This window comes from Paenibacillus apis (genome assembly GCF_018333295.1).
GTDB classification, from domain to species: Bacteria; Bacillota; Bacilli; order Paenibacillales; family Paenibacillaceae; genus Fontibacillus; species Fontibacillus antibioticophila.
This window is the reverse complement of record NZ_BORS01000013.1, coordinates 111164-127032: the sequence shown is the minus strand read 5'-3', so window position 1 is coordinate 127032 and position 15869 is coordinate 111164. Positions and strand designations below refer to the sequence as shown.

Below are 15869 nucleotides of genomic sequence, written 5' to 3'. Positions count from 1 at the left end.
ATCTCCCAGGGAAATCATGTTTGCTTCACATTCGCACCAGAAGTTTTTCCTTTATTTTAATGCCTTTATATAATCCTGCTAATCAGCCATACAACTTGAGGAAGAAGCATCTAAAGTATCGTCAAACAATAGTCTGATACAATTCTTTAAGCCCTTATGGAGAAAAGTGTTGGCGCACTCCAGAAAAAATGATTTCTGGTTTCAAGTAACCTTGAGGATTTGTTACTAGTGTATCATAATTCTCCCCAATTCGAGCCAATGATCCTATATTTCTGTCTCCAGAATGAGTTTCAACTACTCACCCAAAAATCTCAATTCCCTTTCAACTCAAAACAAAAACTCACCATTAATTCGATGAGTTTTTGTGCATATCACTTTATTCCATTATCTCTTGCACCGCATAAGAGGCCTTAGCGATCATACTACCTTAGGTACCCCCTCGGACAGCCAACAATTTGCTGACTCCCACGATCTCCACCTTGAGTCTCTCTCTCCCAAGTATCCACCAGCAGACTCACATAATCCGCCGATTTGGACAGGCTGAGTGATTCTCCAGTGAAGGAATACCTATGCCCCTCCAGCAAAGCATAGACCTCGATCTCTCCAGGGGGCCGGCCGAAGGCACTATGCCAAAACACATTGACGAGATGGACAAAAGTATCGACTACCTCCGGATCATCCTCAAAGAGAAACTTCTGTACCTTCATTTGCAAAGGATTGCCTCGCTGCTGCCATACCGCCTGGACAATGAGAGATAGCTGCATATCCAGCCCTGTGACCTCAGTCTTCCAATTCTCGTACAGCGCAACAGGATAATCGTAGATCATCATCCCCGTAACCATCGTTAAATGCTCTACGATCTGATGATATACCTGCCAGTACACAGAGGGATCGGGAAAAATGCTCTGATCACGAGGCCAACGCCGGTTCAGTAGAATCTGGATCGAGGTATGGAGGCGGAAAGCAGGCGACAAGGTAAAATAGTCATTGATCGTATGACCGATCGCATACTGGACATGCTGCTGCCAGGTCATTCTTTGAACGCAGCCCTGTTGACTCACTCCCGTCAACTTGTATGAGTGAATCCAGCCTTCTAATTCATAGTCCGCCACTTGTCTCAAAGCATTGCCTCCCCCTTCGTTTCTAGCCTTCTATCAACATCGGCTGCTCATACACACCGGCAAGCTTGCGCCGCTTGCTCAACACCGCTTCGGGCGGCGTCACAGCCGGCGCATAGGGATGCAGCAGCCAGGATCTGACGGTGTGTGTATCGGAAATCCGGTATAACGGCGGTTCTTGCTCAAAATCGATCTTCATCGAATAAGAGCTGCGCAGCGCAAAAGCATCTCCCTGCGGCGGATGAATGAGGTCAGGAGGAGTCCCCGGGATAGCCGCAAGCTTCGACCCTCCCTGCTGGCTCAGACTCGGCATCGAGGCTAGCAAGCCCCAGGTATAAGGATGACGCGGATCATAGAAAATCTCCTCCGCCGTTCCTAATTCGACAATTTGTCCCGCATACATCACAGCCACCCGGTCCGCCATCTTGGCCACCACACCCAGATCATGAGTAATAAAAATAATTGCCGTACCGATCTTCTGCTGGAGTTCCTTCATCAGATCGAGAATCTGCGCCTGTATGGTCACATCCAGCGCCGTTGTTGGCTCATCGGCGATCAGCAGCTTTGGATTCGCCGCCAGCGCAATAGCAATGACAACACGCTGACGCATTCCGCCGCTAAATTCATGAGGATACTGATGGAAGCGGCGCTCCGGAGCAGGAATTCCAACCAGTCCCAACAGCTCAATTGCTCGCTTATAAGCCTGCTCCCTATTCATACCTTCATGCAAGTGCAACACCTCGGTGATCTGCTTGCCCACCTTGATTGTTGGATTCAGTGAGGTCATCGGGTCCTGAAAGATCATGCCGATTTCCTTGCCGCGAATCTTCTGCATCTGCTTCTCCGTCTTACTCGTCAATTCCTGACCGTTAAACCAGATTTCTCCCCGTTTATAGACAGCTTGCGGCTTCGGAAGGAGCTGCATTACAGCTTGAGAGCTTACACTTTTGCCCGAACCCGACTCCCCGACAATCGCCAGGGTTTCCCCCTTGTTCACATGGAAGCTGACGCCTCGAACTGCTTGTACCTCGCCCTCCCGGGTTTTGAATGAGATCGCCAGGTCCTTTACTTCTAATAAATGCTCCATCTATTCCTCACTCACTTTCCTTAATTCCATCTAGAACTCTATAAGATGCACCAAGACTTAGATTTTTTTAGAATGATAATGATTATCATTATTGATTATAACATAAGCAGGCTCCGATACTCAATCAGGAATCAACTACCAACTCAATGGAATCAGCCCAGCAAGTAAATCTACAAATTAAATAATTTGAACAGTCCTGTGATTTCATGTTCACTACACATTTGCACTTTTATGTTCAGGAACTCCGCTACAATCGAAAATACCCGCAAAAAAACCGCCCCAGCACATGGCTTAAGGCGGTTACTATTTCAAAATATATTACCCTCTGCTAATCCAGATCACGTTGTCCTCTTCCTGCCCATTTACCGGCCACCAATGGAAGCCATCCTTGGCAAGCAGCTCAGCCGCTTCCTCAGGTCCCCAAGAACCGGCAGAATATGTGCTGATATCGCCAGGGTTCTGAGCCCAGGCCGCAGCGATGCGGTCGACGAATGCCCAGGCGGTAGCCACCTCGTCCCAACGGGTGAAATAGGTGGAATCCCCATTTGCAGCATCGTAAATAAGACGCTCGTAAGCTTCAGGCGAATTGATGCCAACCTGACAGCTTTGGCAGAACTCCATGGCAAGAGGTTCAATGGCTGACTCCGAGCCTGGCTTTTTCGCGTTAATCTTAATGTAGATGCCTTCCATCGGGTTGACCCGAATCACAAGCAGGTTCGGCTCCAGCGTATGCTTTTGGCCCAGGTAGACATTTGTCGGCATTTGCTTGAATTCAACGACGACCTCTGTTGTCTTCACTGGCAGGCGTTTGCCTGTCCGGATATAGAACGGAACTCCCGCCCAACGGAAATTATCGACAAATACTTTCGCCGCAAAATAAGTCTCTGTATTCGAATTCGGATCTACTTTATCCTCTTGACGATAGCCCGGTAGATGCTTGCCCATGCTCTCGCCCTCTGTATATTGACCGCGCACCACGTTCTCCTTCACCTCAAGCGGAGTAGCATAAGGCCGCAGCGAACGAAGCACCTTCACCTTCTCATCCCGGATATCTTCCGGGTACAGACGACTTGGCGGTTCCATTGCAATCATCGTCAGCATTTGAAGCATATGGTTCTGTCCCATATCGCGAAGCGCACCGGAGTGGTCGTAATAGCCGCCCCGTTCTTCCACACCGACCGTCTCACTGAGCGTGATCTGAATATTGGAAATGTGCTTATTATTCCATAGCGGTTCAAAGAAAGCATTCGCAAAACGAATCACTTCAATGTTCTGAACCATCTCTTTACCTAGATAATGGTCGATCCGGTAGATCTCTTCTTCTTTAAATACCTGGTTCAGCTCTTCATTCAGCTTCTGGGCTGACAGAAGATCATACCCGAACGGCTTCTCGATCACGAGTCGATGCCATCCGCCGCTGCTCAGCATTCCGCCCTTCTGAAGGTTGAACGAGACGCTTCCGAACAGCTCAGGGGCAAGCGCCAGATAGAACATCCGGTTGCCGGGAATACCAAATCGGGATTCCACCGATTCTGTCAGCTCCCGCAGCTCAACGTAGCCGTCGATATTGTTAATATCCAGCGACTTGTAAGAGAAATGCTCGGCAAACCGCGTCCAATGAGCGGTGTCCTCAACCTTGTAACGACAGAACTCTTGAATGGAACGGTGTACATCGTCCCTGAATTCCTCAGGTGTGCGCGGACGGCGTGCCACGCCGATAACCGCAAAATCCTCAGCAAGCTTCCCTTCGCGATATAACGAATATATAGCGGGGAAGAGCTTGCGGCGTGCCAAATCCCCGGTTGCTCCAAAGATAAAAAATACAGCTCCTGGTGTCTGCAATGATTCCAGATTTTGAATATCAGCCATGGCTCCTCATTTCTTTCTATGTAATATAGTGAATATTTATTCATACCCAAGCAATGCCATAAGTTTACAGATACATCACTGGATGTGATGTAATTTTAGCATATTTGCAGGAGTCTTGCCATCAAATTCATATCAGAATATGTTGGAATTTATATAAATTCATCTAATATTTATCTAATTTTTAATTTAAACTCATAATTAATATTCAACCGTTAGCAATGGCGAGCCCAATGAGACCTCCTGCTCCCCTGTCACGGAGTGAATATGCACTGCGGCTTGAAGTCCTACTTTTTGGCCTCCGCTGTCCACCGAAATCGGCAGATAGGATGAATAATAAGTGCGGCTGACTGTATCTTGATCTTCGTATTGCTCGACCAGGGTCAGATCCAGCTTTTTCGGAAATTGCTTCTCCACGATATCCAAGGCTTCCTTCAACGAGCCACTGTCAAGCTCATCCGGCTGCTTTCGCATTCCCTGCACAGCCGCATTCCATTCGGCCGCAATTCCTTCATCCAGCATAGACTGCCCCAGCAGTGCCTGCTGCTCTGACAATGAAGCCATTGCATGCCGCCCTTCCCCTTCAAGGCGCAGCACAACATAATATTCCGAGGAGGAGAGCTGAGTGACATTCAAATGAAGCGCAAACTCATCACGGCTGCCTGAGGATGAATAGACCGTATGGTTTTGCAGTATATCTTGTTCCGCCGCCGGCAGACCAAGACGTGTAGTCAGTACATTCGCTGCTTCTTCGGGATCCAGCAGAGTACTCCAGTTTCCCTGCCATTTTACAGTTCCGGAAATCTCATCACCGATAATCTGTTCCCCCAGATCAAGCAGTTCCTTCCACTGGGACTCCGCGCTCATGACCTCATCCTCGACGACAGTCGGAGAGGCTTGCCGGGAAGCGGATAATTGATACAGAACAACCAGAAGCAGAATGAACGCCGCAATAACGGCTAACTTAGGTTTCCCTTTCCCCCTCAGGCTATGCATCTTTATCCCTCCTTGTTCTACCTACTAATCTATCATATCTACAGAATAACCACCCACATCTTCCCTATACAAGAGCCCCTTTTTTCATCGGACAAAATAAATAACCGCCAAAATCTAACCCCCTCGGTTAAATGTTGACGGCTGTTTGCAGCATTCTATTCTGCCAATCCATTCTTGTACGCATAAATGGCTGCCTGAGTGCGATCGTCCACTCCAAGCTTGGCTAAAATATTCGTTACGTGGAATTTTACGGTCTTGATTCCGATGATCAACTCGTCCGCAATATCCTGATTGGATTTCCCTTGTGCCAGTAATCTCAGCACATCCATCTCCCGCTCGGTCAATTCCTCGTGGGCAGGCGTCTCCGCCTTCGGCTGGCGCAGACGGTTCATCATTTTCGAGGCCACTTGAGATTCAAGCACCGACTGTCCGCGAACAGCGGCCCGGATCGCATCCGCAATTTCAGAAGCTCTGGACGTCTTAAGCAAATAGCTGAAAGCACCCGCTTCAATAACCGGATACATCTTCTCGTCATCCAGATAACTGGTAAGTACAATCACTTTGCATTCAGGATACAGCGCCAAAAGCTGCCGTGTCGTCTCAATGCCATCCATGCCATCCATCACAAGGTCCATCAAGACAACATCCGGCTTATACTCCTGGGCCAATCGAATTCCTTCTTCTCCGCTGCTGGCCTCTCCGACCACTTCGATTCCATCCTCGGTACCCAGCACAGCGGCCAGACCGATCCGAACCATCTCATGATCGTCTACCAGAAGCACCTTAATGCTCTTCTCCAGTTCCGTGTCCGTCTCCATGAAGCTCTTCCCCTCCGATCTCTTCTTTTAATATAGGTACGGTAATTTCGATTCGTGTTCCTTTACCGGGAGCTGTAATAAACTGAATGGAGCCGCCGATTTCACGGACCCGTTCCTGCATCGTGGATAGCCCGTAGGAGGTCTGCTTCTTCTCGTCCAGCTCAAAGCCGATTCCGTTATCGCGCAGAGCGACCTTGATCGTGTCGCCCTTACGGTGAATCCGAATGTCCATCTTATCCGCCTTGGCATGCCTGAGCGTATTGGACATGGCTTCCTGAATGATCCGGAACAAATGATTCTCGATCCCTTTACCCAAATTCAAATCTTCATCCATTTCCAGGGCCAGCTCCATAGGAACCTTCGTCTTCAGCTCTCTAACCAACTCGCGAAGTCCTTGCGACAGCTCCTTGCCCTCCAGATACACCGGGCGCAAATGCAAGAGCAGCGCGCGCATCTCTGACTGTGCGACCGAGGCCATTTCCTCAATCAGCTCCACCTGACGCTGAGCCTTATCGAAATCCTTCTCCAGTGTTCTTCCCACAGCAGTCGCTGTCATCGAAATGGCAAACAGCTGCTGGGAGACCGCATCATGCAATTCGCGCGCCAGCCGTTGTCTCTCTTCCACGATAGCGGATACCCGGGCCTGCTCCGCCAATTGAGCATTATGTGTGGACAGACGCTGCAGCGAGCTAACCTGCTCCTCCCACCGTTTGCCGATGCGCTCCAACTGCTCGGATAAGCCGCCGATCTCGTCGTCACCCAACTGGGGCACCGTCCCTGTCTGATTGCCCTTCTCCCACTGTACCAGCGCATTCCTTAACAGATCAATTCTCCGCTTCTGGCGATAACCCTGCAAGAATCCGTAGGCAGCCCCAATGCTGACCAGCAAAGTTAACAGGGTCAAGCCCGTCTTGATCCCGGTTCTCCAATCACTTATCGTTCGAAGATATCCATATGTATACAGCACGTAGGCGATAACCGCCAGCAAGAAAAAGCACAGGAGAATTCCCTCCCGCATACTCCTTGAAACCATGTTTCGCGGCTTTCTGTTGTTCATGCGTGAGTGAACCTCCTGTCTTAAGATAATTTTATATCAATGTCTCCTACTAAATAAGAGAGCATAATCTTCACTTTCTGTTCACGCAAATCATAATCCGGCGATTTCCAATACACCCGGTTCATAATTCCCGTATCCCGTTCCTGCCCTAACTCAACCTGACCAAACAACACAAATGCTTCAATCTCAACTCCATAATCATCAAATACCGATAGATCAATATCCCCGACAATCCCCTGGAACATAAGCAGGTTGTCTTTGCCCTCCATGATGGCTAGTGACAGATCAATATCAATCTCTCCAAGAATATGCCACATGCAAGTATTTCTCAATGTCCAAGGATCCAGATCCCATCTCAAGCTTGTCGTTATGCTCTGCTTCTGAACCATATTGCCCAGCGGCTGATTTTTACGAATCTTGGCGTAATACAATCCAAGCGATATCATGAGAATCGCAATGACCAGGATGAAGTGGTCCAGAAGAATAAAGATGCCTCCAATAGCCATCAGGATGTATCCCGTCTTGACGTCCTCGCCTTGTCGAACCTTATAAACTCCGTATCCCAATAAAAAGAGGGCGACAAGGGTCATGAAATTAAGCCATTGGCCAAAAATCATCACGACACCGAAGCCGATCAGCCCTATAGCCAAGAACCTTTTCCGTCTGTCCATGCCGCACCTCCCGATGTTATATAAGTCGGAGAAGCCATTACGGTATGGGATCATACCGCATGGCTTCACCAAATGTTAGCATACCACAATGTCTATCAGACTGTGTAGCTGTTATTCTTCGCTTTGTTCCTTCTTTTCAGTTGGGGACAGCTTAGCCTTCAAGGCTTCCAGTTGAGCGTCTACTTTAAGCTGCTTCTCTGCATCAGCCGGGCTGATGTAGGAGGAGGATGTAGTTCCGCGATATACGACTCCTGCAACTTCCGCTTCCGCTTCCATCTGCATGATCTTCTCTTCCATCCGGTGGAAGCCGAGAGAAGCGTTGCCGCTCTCGATTGTGTGCAGCGAGCTGACCTGGGACATTTGCTTTCTGGCCTTCGCCATTTGTGCACGGTTTACCAGTTCGTTCCGCTTGTTGCGAAGCTTGTAGAATTCATCCTTCATTTCATGAAGCTGCTGCTTCAATTCATGAGCCTGTGTCTCGGACTCTGCATGCAGATTGCTGAATTCGGTTTGCTTTTGATCGTAGTGAATCTTCTCTTCCAGCAGCTTGCGGGCTACTTCCTCCTGACCATTACGGAGCGCGACTTCAGCTTGCGCCTCACGTTGAGCCGAGATGCGGATTGCCTCATCCAGACGCTGCTTCATTCTGCGTTCATTCGCCATTTGCTTCGCTACAGTTACCTCCGCATCGCGAATTTCCGCTTCCATATCGCGAAGATATTGGTTCAGCATGACGATTGGGTCCTCAACCTTATCCAACATTTCATTAACCGACGCTTTAGTGATATCCTTAATTCTCTTAAATACTCCCATTGTTTACACTTCTCCCTTCTCGTATTTGCTCAATTTTTTGCGTAAATCTTCAAGTTCCTTCTCCATGGCTTTCTTCTCGATATCTTCCATCATGGAGTCCAGATTGGAGGAAGGGGGTCCGCCAAATCCGGCACCTGTATTTCCGTTAAAAGAATTTCCTTGATTCGCTCCTTGATAAGGCGGCTGTGGAGGACGAGGTCCGCCATATCCATAGCCAGGGCCGCCGGGGCCGCCTGGATTACCGCCAAAGCCCGGACCTCCCGGGTTGCCGCCATAGCCTCCGCCGTAGCCGCCACCATTCCAACCGCCGGTACTATTATAGTAAGGATCATACGGCTGATAGGGCTCCTTGGAGATGACCAGCGATGCGATCAGATAGATCAGTATAGCGGCTCCGCTTGTAATCGGAACGCAGATAATAATCAGAATCCGTAGAATCGTCGAGCTGATCCCGAAATATTCAGCAAGGCCGCCGATCAGGCCTGTCAACCATTTATCACGTCTAGAACGATATAGTCTGTTCATCGATTACTACTCCTCTCCGGCTTTGTTCAGCTTCTGCTTCAAGCGGGAGAGCTCCTGATCCAGTGTGGATTGAATCGTAGATCCGACCTGGCTGGCAATATCCTGGCCTGCCTTGCGCAGATCGCGCAAGCTGCGGGCCTCCCACTCCATGCCCGACACCTGATCTTCAAGACGATGGAACATTTTCGGCACATCCTGCGCCCCGTATCCATTCATCCGCTGATTCATTCGTTGCTGTAATCGCAGCGTCTCCATTCTGGCATAATAATATTGACGCTTGCTGTAGACGGTCTGATACTCTGTCTTCAGCTCATGCAGTTGATTCTCCAGCTCTTGCAGAGACTCCAGGCTCTGTGCATACAGCCCTGAATACTGATCGATCTTCTCGTCGTACAGCATCTTCTCTTGCAGTGCCAGCTTGGCGAGATGCTCCTCACCGGCCTTCACTGCAAGCAGCGCTTGTTCTTCCCGCTTGCCGCTCATCGCTCTGGCTTGGTCAACTTGACTCTTCAATTGTTTGGTATGGCCGGAATACTGGTGATGCAGCTTCTCGGCTTCCATAATCTCCTGCCGGGTCTCGATCAGGAACTGGTCGATAAGCCGTACCGGATCCTGTGACTGCTCCAATCGTTCGTTCAAATTTGCTACAGTAATATCCCGTACGCGTCGAAATACACTCATAACTACCTATCCCTCCTGCCTATCGTTATATAATCAGTAACTCCGTCTTCCTTTCAGAGTTGATATTCCGTAAATGATGAGCCCGATTCCAAGCACCGGTATAATCAGCCAAGCCAGCTTGGAGATCAGAACGATCAGCCCGATAATCAGGATTACCCAACCGAAGAAAGCATTTCCTTGCTTGATTCCGTAGTATCCCAGACCAACCATCGCCACCGCAATCAGTAATCCGAACAGGCTACCCAGGAAGGGAGTCAGTTTACCCAGCAAAATCAGTGCTCCAAGAGCAATCAGCAGAATCGCAAGACCTTTCGAATTTCTGTTTCTCATTTTATTAATCACCGCCTCTCATTGAATCAACCTTATGTCTTTATTCTAGGTGGAATCAAGCATCTTCAAAACGGACCGGGGACGGTTTTTGAACCTAGACCTAAGTCGAGGTCCCTTTCCTCCGCAAGACAGAACCGGGTGTAAAAGCTGCCGTTTTCTATAGATTCAGACCCGTTTGTAAAGTCGACTAAATATGGATGAAATCTTTGAGATAATGCCCATTCTGTGCTATCCTTGAGGTATGCTACTATGGCGTAAAGGGGTGCGGAAGAACATGCGATTGCGAATCTTCAACAAATTGCTTGCACCGGCCATAATACTGTTGCTATTGGCAGTGTTACTGCTGATGTCCGCTCCGGCGACCTCGCCTGTTCTTCAATTTCATGAGGCCGATCAGGATACCCTTGAAACCTCGGCTTCAACGACGCAGCATCACAGCATCCCCCTGCGTCTGAATTCTCCGCAACCGGGTAAACTACTGATAGATCGAACGGCTGCGCTGTTCTTTCTATTTTTAATGATCCCTGTTGTGATACCCTTATTTCCGCGGACGTCTTTTCGTCCGTTCTTCTATCTTTTAAAGAAGCGGATTCTTTTATTACCGATCAAATTCACGAGTATGTTCCTTGTATCACAACGAACATCTTAAGGTTCTGCTTGCCCAATTGCAAGTGGCTGCCCGGCTCGTCGATCGGATTCAAATTGTAGAGGATTGTCATTATAGAACACTGGAGGCTTGAACAATGAATTACCAAGAGACCGATTTGCCTGGCGTAGGCAAAAAATTTGTGATCCCCACACGCAGCGGAGAGAAATTAGCAATTATTATTCACGATGATGGACGTCGTGAAGTATATCATTACGATAATGATAACCAGGAAGACAGCATTTCCAAGATTAGCCTGGATGATGAAGAGGCACGCTACGTATCCGCCATTATCGGGGGAGTGACCTATCAACCGACAGCTCTGGAAAATATCGAGGTTGCATTGGGCGACATCAGTATTGAATGGTATCGCTTGGAGACTAACTACAAAGCTATCGGCAAGACCATTGGCGAGCTGCGCGTCCGCCAGCGTTCCGGAGCCACAATCATAGCTGTTATCGAAAAAAATCAGAAGAAGCACATCAACCCCGGTCCGGACCTGCTCTTGACTGCCGGCGCCTTGGTCGTCGTTATCGGCGAGCGTCTGCATCAACAACAGATCAGACACATCCTGTTGACCGGAAGCTAAGCAGAAGCGTCGGTCAGCGTCTCATGACCGGATTCTCTTCTCCAGTGTCTTTGTATCCTAGATTCGCCCCTGAATCAGGACGAGATGAATAAGCCACGCCAAGTTGGGCTGACGTTAGCTATGGGAAAGGGGGAGTGAGTGTGAAGCATCACCTCACCACCAGCGCTCCATTGGACGGAAGCCACAAAGACAGAAAGACGGAGCCTTTATGGATGAAGCTTACCGGCATCATCTTCGGTTCCGTTCTTGCGGCGATAGGCCTTGAATTATTCCTGATGCCGCACGGCATCGTTGTCGGCGGCATTACTGGCCTATCCGCTATTTTTGCATTAAGCACAGAGCTTCGGCTAGGATTGTTCCTGTTCCTGCTAAACCTGCCTTTCATTGTTCTCCAGCGGAAGTATTCCGGCAACTCCGTGAGCCTGCTAACTTTTTTCGGAGTTCTGATTATTTCACTGGGAACCTTCCTGCTGCATCCATTTCCGGCTCTGCTGAATGAGCCCTTGGCGGCAGCTTTATTGGGAGGATTGTCTCTGGGATTCGGAATCGGGCTGGCGCTGCGGTTCGGCAGCTATCTCGATTCGGCGGAAAAGGCCGTCAGTAATTTGCCTTTCACAAGATGGATCACACCGGAAGGTCTCGTGATGCTGTTTAACTGTCTTGTACTCATCATTGCCGGATTCCATTTCGGCTTTGAGCAGGCCATTTATTCCGTAACCGCCTATTTGCTGGCCTATGAATCCATCAAGCTATGTCTGAGCGGCTTCCGCTTCTATAATCAGGTTCAAATCGAGAGTCATCACTGTGCGCATATTCAGGAAGCTTTATTTCACTACTTAAACAGAAAGGCGGAATTCATCAAGCTGAATTCCCTGGATGGTGAGCCGGATCAAATTCAGTTGAAGTGTCATCGCTGGGAGGTTTCACGACTCAAGGCCATCGTGCTCAACTGTGACCCGGACAGTGAAATTTTAATTCTGCCGTAAGTCACTGCGGTAAGCTTACTATTTGTGGCATGTAAGCTGGAAAATGTGCAGTAGTGGAATACAGTTAACATAAAAGAGCGAGTTAGATGGGCAACGTGTGAAGTGTGCTTACGATCGCTGTTGTCCGCGGATTTCATTAATTGAAATAAGTTCTAACAAGGGGGAAATCCGCGAACAAAGGCGAACGCTCCGCTTCTTCAGCACACTTCTCACTTATGCCCCGATCACTTCGCCCCTGTAGGGTAACTGCAATGCAGGTTGCACATGGCTATGCCATAAACGGCAACGCAGCAATATGTTGCACGACGTAATCCTAACGTAAACGGTATGCAAGCAAGATATGAACGTAAGCCTTGACTTGACCAGACTGATTCTTGCCATGCTCCTTCCGGCCGCAATTTAGTGAAATTACTTCCCTTATATTCTCCGTTCGGCGCTTAAACCCACCTGTAGTGAAAAAACTTACTTTAAATATCCAGAAACTTGTAAAACCCACGTTTTAGCCAACTTTAAGCGCAAAAGTTTCACTATATCCGCCCCTCTACCATTTCCCCTAAATGTAAGGTAACTTTATTCACTAAATGTATGTGCGGGTATGGCGGCATTGTTAACTCTTAAAGTGCATCCGGTACCATAAAGCCGAACTAAGGAGCCTGTGTAGTTTGGGCATAAGTGTGAAGTGTGCTGTAGAAGCGTAAGCCGCCTTTGTGATTGGATTTCTTCCTTGCTTAATCCAGTCAAAGAAATCCACGAAGAACAGCGATCGTAAGCACACTTCACGCGTTACCCCCAGCACGCAGAATCAACCATTAGTCGGCCTTTTTGCTGTCTACAAGGCCAAAAGCCATATCGGCAGTACTGCAAAGGAAGCAAGTGTCGTCCATAGAATACACTTCGATACCAGTGCGGGTGCCGCATCATATTGCTCCGCCAGAATCACCGCATTCACAGCTGCCGGCATCGAGGAAAGGATCATGATAACAGAGAACAGTAGGCCGTCGGCCTGAAGCACTGCAAGAATGCCCCAAGCGATAAAAGGTGCGATTAGCAGCCGCAGCAGCATTCCCGTAACAAAGGCCTGCTTCGCCACTCCTGGCTTGTCGTCTCCGGAACTGACTCCTGTCATTTGCGCACCCAGAATAACTAATGCAAGCGGAGCGTATGCCGCCGAGAGCAAGCTAACCCCGGTACCCAGAGCATCAGGCAGAGACACCTGGAGCAAGCGGAGCAATACGGCCAAAAGTGCTGCATAGACCGATGGCAGGGTGAAGACCGACAGAAGTGCTTTCTTTACCGAGAAGTGAGATTTTGCCGCCAGGAATACTCCGATTGTATTTATAATAATGATCTGAACAATGACGTATACAGATGCTTTGTCCAATCCTGCCTGTCCGAATGCAAGTAATACCAGCGGAAGTCCATAGTTAACACTGTTCGTAAACATGGTAACCAGATTGAGACCCGAGCGCTCCGGCTGCGACATCGACAGGAATCGCCCGGCCCCCTCACTGACCAACCAGAGCAGCAGCACGTTAAGCAGGCAAAAGATAACCGTTTTGAGGACCTCGCCCCCACTGACCTCGGCCTGAAGCAGCGTCTCAAAGATCAGGGCCGGACTCATGACGTATAAGGACAAGGTGGACAGGGGTTTTGTATCCAGGCGTTTAAATTTCTTTAGCAATGCTCCGCCAATGACCGGTAAGGAAATCGGCAGCAGAACTTGGTAGATCGTGTGTAAAAAAGAAATCATCAAACCATCCATAGCCTCATCCTTCATTCCTTCTTTGTTGTGGTTCTTTTATCGTACGTTTCCGAAGTTTCTTTGTCCAAGACGTATTAGCTATAGGCTCATAGGCAGACAAATACACGAAAGTCATTTGAGGACTCCTATTAGTTTACTAAACAACGTTATATTATACAATTAAATATTGAAAAATCCCATATTTCAATTGAACAAAACCGATTTATGTGATAATTTGAAAAAGACCGGATTCCAAATTCTCTCCAAGGAGGAGTATAGATCATGTCCAAGTCACTGGCCGCCGTTACCTTCGGGGAACCGATGGCGATGTTTTACGCCAATGAAGTCGGCGAACTCCATGAGGTTTCATCCTTTTCGAAAGCGCTTGCTGGAGCTGAAAGCAATGTAGCAACCGGGTTGTGCCGACTGGGGCATCCCACTGGCTACGTTACCAAGCTCGGCGAGGATAACCTCGGAAAGTTTATTATTCATGCGCAGACCCAAGAAGGCATCGATACCTCTGCCGTTACTTTTACGAAGAAGCATTCAACCGGTATGCTGATGAAGTCCAAGGTGCTGGAAGGCGATCCGAAGGTGGAGTATTTCCGTAAAAATTCGGCCGCCTCCACCTTGAGCATTGCCGATTTCGATAATGATTACTTTGCTTCGGCCGGCCATTTGCACGCAACCAGCATCTCTGCTGCTCTCTCTGCCAGCATGCTGGAATTTGCCCGCCATGCCATGGATTATATGCGGTCATTGGGAAGAACCGTATCGTTCGACCCGAATCTGCGGCCGGTGCTGTGGCCGGATCAGAAGACCATGGTCTCGACGATCAATGAACTGGCCTGCCGGTGCGACTGGTTCTTTCCCGGGATCGGAGAAGGTAAGATTCTAACCGGATTGACTGAGCCGGAAGAGATTGCAGACTTTTATCTGAAGCTTGGGGTATCCTTGGTGGTTATTAAGCTGGGACCTGAAGGAGCTTACTACAAAACCAAAGAAGGCTCCGGCTTTGTTCCGGGCTTCAAGGTGGATCAAGTCGTGGATACGGTCGGGGCCGGGGACGGGTTTGCCGCCGGGGTGATCAGTGCCCTGCTGGAAAAGCTTGAGATCCCGGAAGCGGTAGCACGCGGCAACGCGCTGGGTGCTCTGGCCGTCATGTCGCCTGGTGATATGGACGGGTTGCCGACGCGCGCGCAGTTGGAGGCTTTCCTGGCTTCTGCAAAACGGGCCGAAGGATAGACAGGGACAGGAAAAAGAGGGTGCCCCAAAAGAAAACTTTGGAACACCCACAGCAACAAAATAGGGGAGTATTAATAAAAGCCAAGAGCTAAGCAGTCTATCTTCGCTTAACCCCTTGGCTTTTGGCGTGCACCGCTGCTTTTTTGAGTAGATTGCGGGCAAGAGAAAGCCACCCGACCTCAAGGCTTACTTTGTATAAGCCTCGAAGCAGGAACCTTCTAAAGCCTCGGCTATTCTTCATATCGCCAAACACAGGCTCCGGCTCGATCATGCGCCTTACGGCCAGGGCATAGCCCTCTTCGCCGCCATAGCCTGCATCGGCGATGATGGTGCCCGGGAGCTGTCCTAACTGTGATTTTACTTGTTCAAGATGCGGGATGAGGCAGCGCGTATCGGTCGCTGGTGCAGACTGTAGCCGATGCTGGTGCAGACTGTAGCCGATAATGAATTGATTCTCGGTGCCGATCTGAACAGTATACAGTATAGTCTGGCTTTAGCTGGCCGTTTCGCATGTGGTCTCTTTTATTCGCATAAAGGCAGCGTCATGATCCATTTTGCTGAAGCTGTTTCTCTTCCCTAAAATTGCTGTCGGATATTTTAAACTCGCTAACGGACATTCTAGACTCTTAGCAGACTTGTTCTCATGATTCGAAGGGGTAACGGACATTTCGGGCGCTTAGGACGCTCAAACGACTCTGGT

18 protein-coding genes are annotated in these 15869 nt (G+C 49.1%); 5 read left to right on the top strand and 13 right to left on the bottom strand.

Features of this window, described 5'->3' with window-relative positions:
• Positions 1 to 422: 422 nt before the first annotated feature.
• From KI362_RS18560 to KI362_RS18510, 11 genes are all read right to left on the bottom strand, one after another.
• Positions 423 to 1112, bottom strand: coding sequence for a hypothetical protein (locus KI362_RS18560; RefSeq protein ID WP_233500837.1), 690 nt, complete (start codon positions 1110 to 1112; stop codon positions 423 to 425).
• Between the two features lie 31 nt (positions 1113 to 1143).
• Positions 1144 to 2205, bottom strand: a complete 1062-nt coding sequence (locus KI362_RS18555; protein WP_044481955.1) for an ABC transporter ATP-binding protein — start codon at positions 2203 to 2205, stop codon at positions 1144 to 1146.
• Positions 2206 to 2523: 318 nt separating this feature from the next.
• Positions 2524 to 4074, bottom strand: a complete 1551-nt coding sequence (gene zwf, locus KI362_RS18550; protein WP_044481956.1) for a glucose-6-phosphate dehydrogenase — start codon at positions 4072 to 4074, stop codon at positions 2524 to 2526.
• Between the two features lie 198 nt (positions 4075 to 4272).
• Positions 4273 to 5067: a YwmB family TATA-box binding protein gene (locus KI362_RS18545; RefSeq protein ID WP_301629355.1), complete on the bottom strand. Its 795-nt coding sequence runs from the start codon at positions 5065 to 5067 to the stop codon at positions 4273 to 4275.
• Positions 5068 to 5222: 155 nt separating this feature from the next.
• Complete coding sequence (locus KI362_RS18540; RefSeq protein ID WP_044481958.1) at positions 5223 to 5885, bottom strand: response regulator; 663 nt, start codon at positions 5883 to 5885, stop codon at positions 5223 to 5225.
• Positions 5851 to 6942: a sensor histidine kinase gene (locus KI362_RS18535; RefSeq protein ID WP_044481959.1), complete on the bottom strand. Its 1092-nt coding sequence runs from the start codon at positions 6940 to 6942 to the stop codon at positions 5851 to 5853. Before KI362_RS18535 ends, KI362_RS18540 begins: the two co-directional genes overlap by 35 nt.
• A gap of 20 nt (positions 6943 to 6962) precedes the next feature.
• Positions 6963 to 7613 carry a cell wall-active antibiotics response protein LiaF gene (gene liaF / locus KI362_RS18530; protein ID WP_044481960.1) on the bottom strand — a complete coding sequence of 217 codons (651 nt, stop codon included), beginning with the start codon at positions 7611 to 7613 and terminating at the stop codon, positions 6963 to 6965.
• Between the two features lie 111 nt (positions 7614 to 7724).
• Entirely contained in the window at positions 7725 to 8426 is a 702-nt protein-coding gene (locus KI362_RS18525; protein ID WP_044481961.1) for a PspA/IM30 family protein, read from the bottom strand.
• 3 nt (positions 8427 to 8429) lie between these two features.
• Entirely contained in the window at positions 8430 to 8951 is a 522-nt protein-coding gene (locus tag KI362_RS18520) for a PspC domain-containing protein (RefSeq protein ID WP_044481962.1), read from the bottom strand.
• Positions 8952 to 8957: 6 nt separating this feature from the next.
• A complete protein-coding gene (locus KI362_RS18515; RefSeq protein WP_044481963.1) occupies positions 8958 to 9632 on the bottom strand; it encodes a PspA/IM30 family protein in 675 nt (224 codons plus the stop codon).
• A 33-nt stretch (positions 9633 to 9665) separates the two neighbouring features.
• A complete protein-coding gene (locus tag KI362_RS18510) occupies positions 9666 to 9962 on the bottom strand; it encodes a hypothetical protein (RefSeq protein WP_044481964.1) in 297 nt (98 codons plus the stop codon).
• A gap of 274 nt (positions 9963 to 10236) precedes the next feature.
• Here KI362_RS18510 and KI362_RS18505 point away from each other — a divergent pair, with 274 nt between their 5' ends.
• The 3 genes from KI362_RS18505 to KI362_RS18495 all read left to right on the top strand — a co-directional run bounded on the left by KI362_RS18505 (position 10237) and on the right by KI362_RS18495 (position 12183).
• Positions 10237 to 10611: a hypothetical protein gene (locus tag KI362_RS18505; protein ID WP_044481965.1), complete on the top strand. Its 375-nt coding sequence runs from the start codon at positions 10237 to 10239 to the stop codon at positions 10609 to 10611.
• Between the two features lie 94 nt (positions 10612 to 10705).
• A complete protein-coding gene (locus KI362_RS18500) occupies positions 10706 to 11197 on the top strand; it encodes a cation:proton antiporter regulatory subunit (protein WP_044481966.1) in 492 nt (163 codons plus the stop codon).
• Positions 11198 to 11337: 140 nt separating this feature from the next.
• Entirely contained in the window at positions 11338 to 12183 is an 846-nt protein-coding gene (locus tag KI362_RS18495) for a YitT family protein (protein ID WP_049895155.1), read from the top strand.
• Between the two features lie 829 nt (positions 12184 to 13012).
• Here the strand turns inward: KI362_RS18495 and KI362_RS18490 are convergent.
• Complete coding sequence (locus KI362_RS18490; RefSeq protein ID WP_374705681.1) at positions 13013 to 13936, bottom strand: AEC family transporter; 924 nt, start codon at positions 13934 to 13936, stop codon at positions 13013 to 13015.
• Between the two features lie 270 nt (positions 13937 to 14206).
• Between KI362_RS18490 and KI362_RS18485 the strand changes: the two genes are divergently transcribed.
• Positions 14207 to 15169: a sugar kinase gene (locus KI362_RS18485; protein WP_301629348.1), complete on the top strand. Its 963-nt coding sequence runs from the start codon at positions 14207 to 14209 to the stop codon at positions 15167 to 15169.
• Positions 15170 to 15266: 97 nt separating this feature from the next.
• Here the strand turns inward: KI362_RS18485 and KI362_RS25620 are convergent, their stop codons facing one another.
• Positions 15267 to 15410: a hypothetical protein gene (locus KI362_RS25620; protein ID WP_445376007.1), complete on the bottom strand. Its 144-nt coding sequence runs from the start codon at positions 15408 to 15410 to the stop codon at positions 15267 to 15269.
• A 177-nt stretch (positions 15411 to 15587) separates the two neighbouring features.
• Between KI362_RS25620 and KI362_RS25615 the strand changes: the two genes are divergently transcribed.
• Positions 15588 to 15749 carry a hypothetical protein gene (locus KI362_RS25615; RefSeq protein WP_445376008.1) on the top strand — a complete coding sequence of 54 codons (162 nt, stop codon included), beginning with the start codon at positions 15588 to 15590 and terminating at the stop codon, positions 15747 to 15749.
• Positions 15750 to 15869: the final 120 nt, after the last annotated feature.

What these genes read in the sequence shown, in the direction of transcription:
- KI362_RS18555 (WP_044481955.1), bottom strand. Translation starts at nt 2,205, where the DNA reads ATGGAGCATTTATTAGAAGTAAAGGACCTGGCGATCTCATTCAAAACC.
- zwf (WP_044481956.1), bottom strand. Translation starts at nt 4,074, where the DNA reads ATGGCTGATATTCAAAATCTGGAATCATTGCAGACACCAGGAGCTGTA.
- KI362_RS18545 (WP_301629355.1), bottom strand. Translation starts at nt 5,067, where the DNA reads ATGCATAGCCTGAGGGGGAAAGGGAAACCTAAGTTAGCCGTTATTGCG.
- KI362_RS18540 (WP_044481958.1), bottom strand. Translation starts at nt 5,885, where the DNA reads ATGGAGACGGACACGGAACTGGAGAAGAGCATTAAGGTGCTTCTGGTA.
- KI362_RS18535 (WP_044481959.1), bottom strand. Translation starts at nt 6,942, where the DNA reads ATGAACAACAGAAAGCCGCGAAACATGGTTTCAAGGAGTATGCGGGAG.
- liaF (WP_044481960.1), bottom strand. Translation starts at nt 7,613, where the DNA reads ATGGACAGACGGAAAAGGTTCTTGGCTATAGGGCTGATCGGCTTCGGT.
- KI362_RS18525 (WP_044481961.1), bottom strand. Translation starts at nt 8,426, where the DNA reads ATGGGAGTATTTAAGAGAATTAAGGATATCACTAAAGCGTCGGTTAAT.
- KI362_RS18520 (WP_044481962.1), bottom strand. Translation starts at nt 8,951, where the DNA reads ATGAACAGACTATATCGTTCTAGACGTGATAAATGGTTGACAGGCCTG.
- KI362_RS18515 (WP_044481963.1), bottom strand. Translation starts at nt 9,632, where the DNA reads ATGAGTGTATTTCGACGCGTACGGGATATTACTGTAGCAAATTTGAAC.
- KI362_RS18510 (WP_044481964.1), bottom strand. Translation starts at nt 9,962, where the DNA reads ATGAGAAACAGAAATTCGAAAGGTCTTGCGATTCTGCTGATTGCTCTT.
- KI362_RS18505 (WP_044481965.1), top strand. Translation starts at nt 10,237, where the DNA reads ATGCGATTGCGAATCTTCAACAAATTGCTTGCACCGGCCATAATACTG.
- KI362_RS18500 (WP_044481966.1), top strand. Translation starts at nt 10,706, where the DNA reads ATGAATTACCAAGAGACCGATTTGCCTGGCGTAGGCAAAAAATTTGTG.
- KI362_RS18485 (WP_301629348.1), top strand. Translation starts at nt 14,207, where the DNA reads ATGTCCAAGTCACTGGCCGCCGTTACCTTCGGGGAACCGATGGCGATG.
- KI362_RS25620 (WP_445376007.1), bottom strand. Translation starts at nt 15,410, where the DNA reads ATGAAGAATAGCCGAGGCTTTAGAAGGTTCCTGCTTCGAGGCTTATAC.
- KI362_RS25615 (WP_445376008.1), top strand. Translation starts at nt 15,588, where the DNA reads ATGCTGGTGCAGACTGTAGCCGATAATGAATTGATTCTCGGTGCCGAT.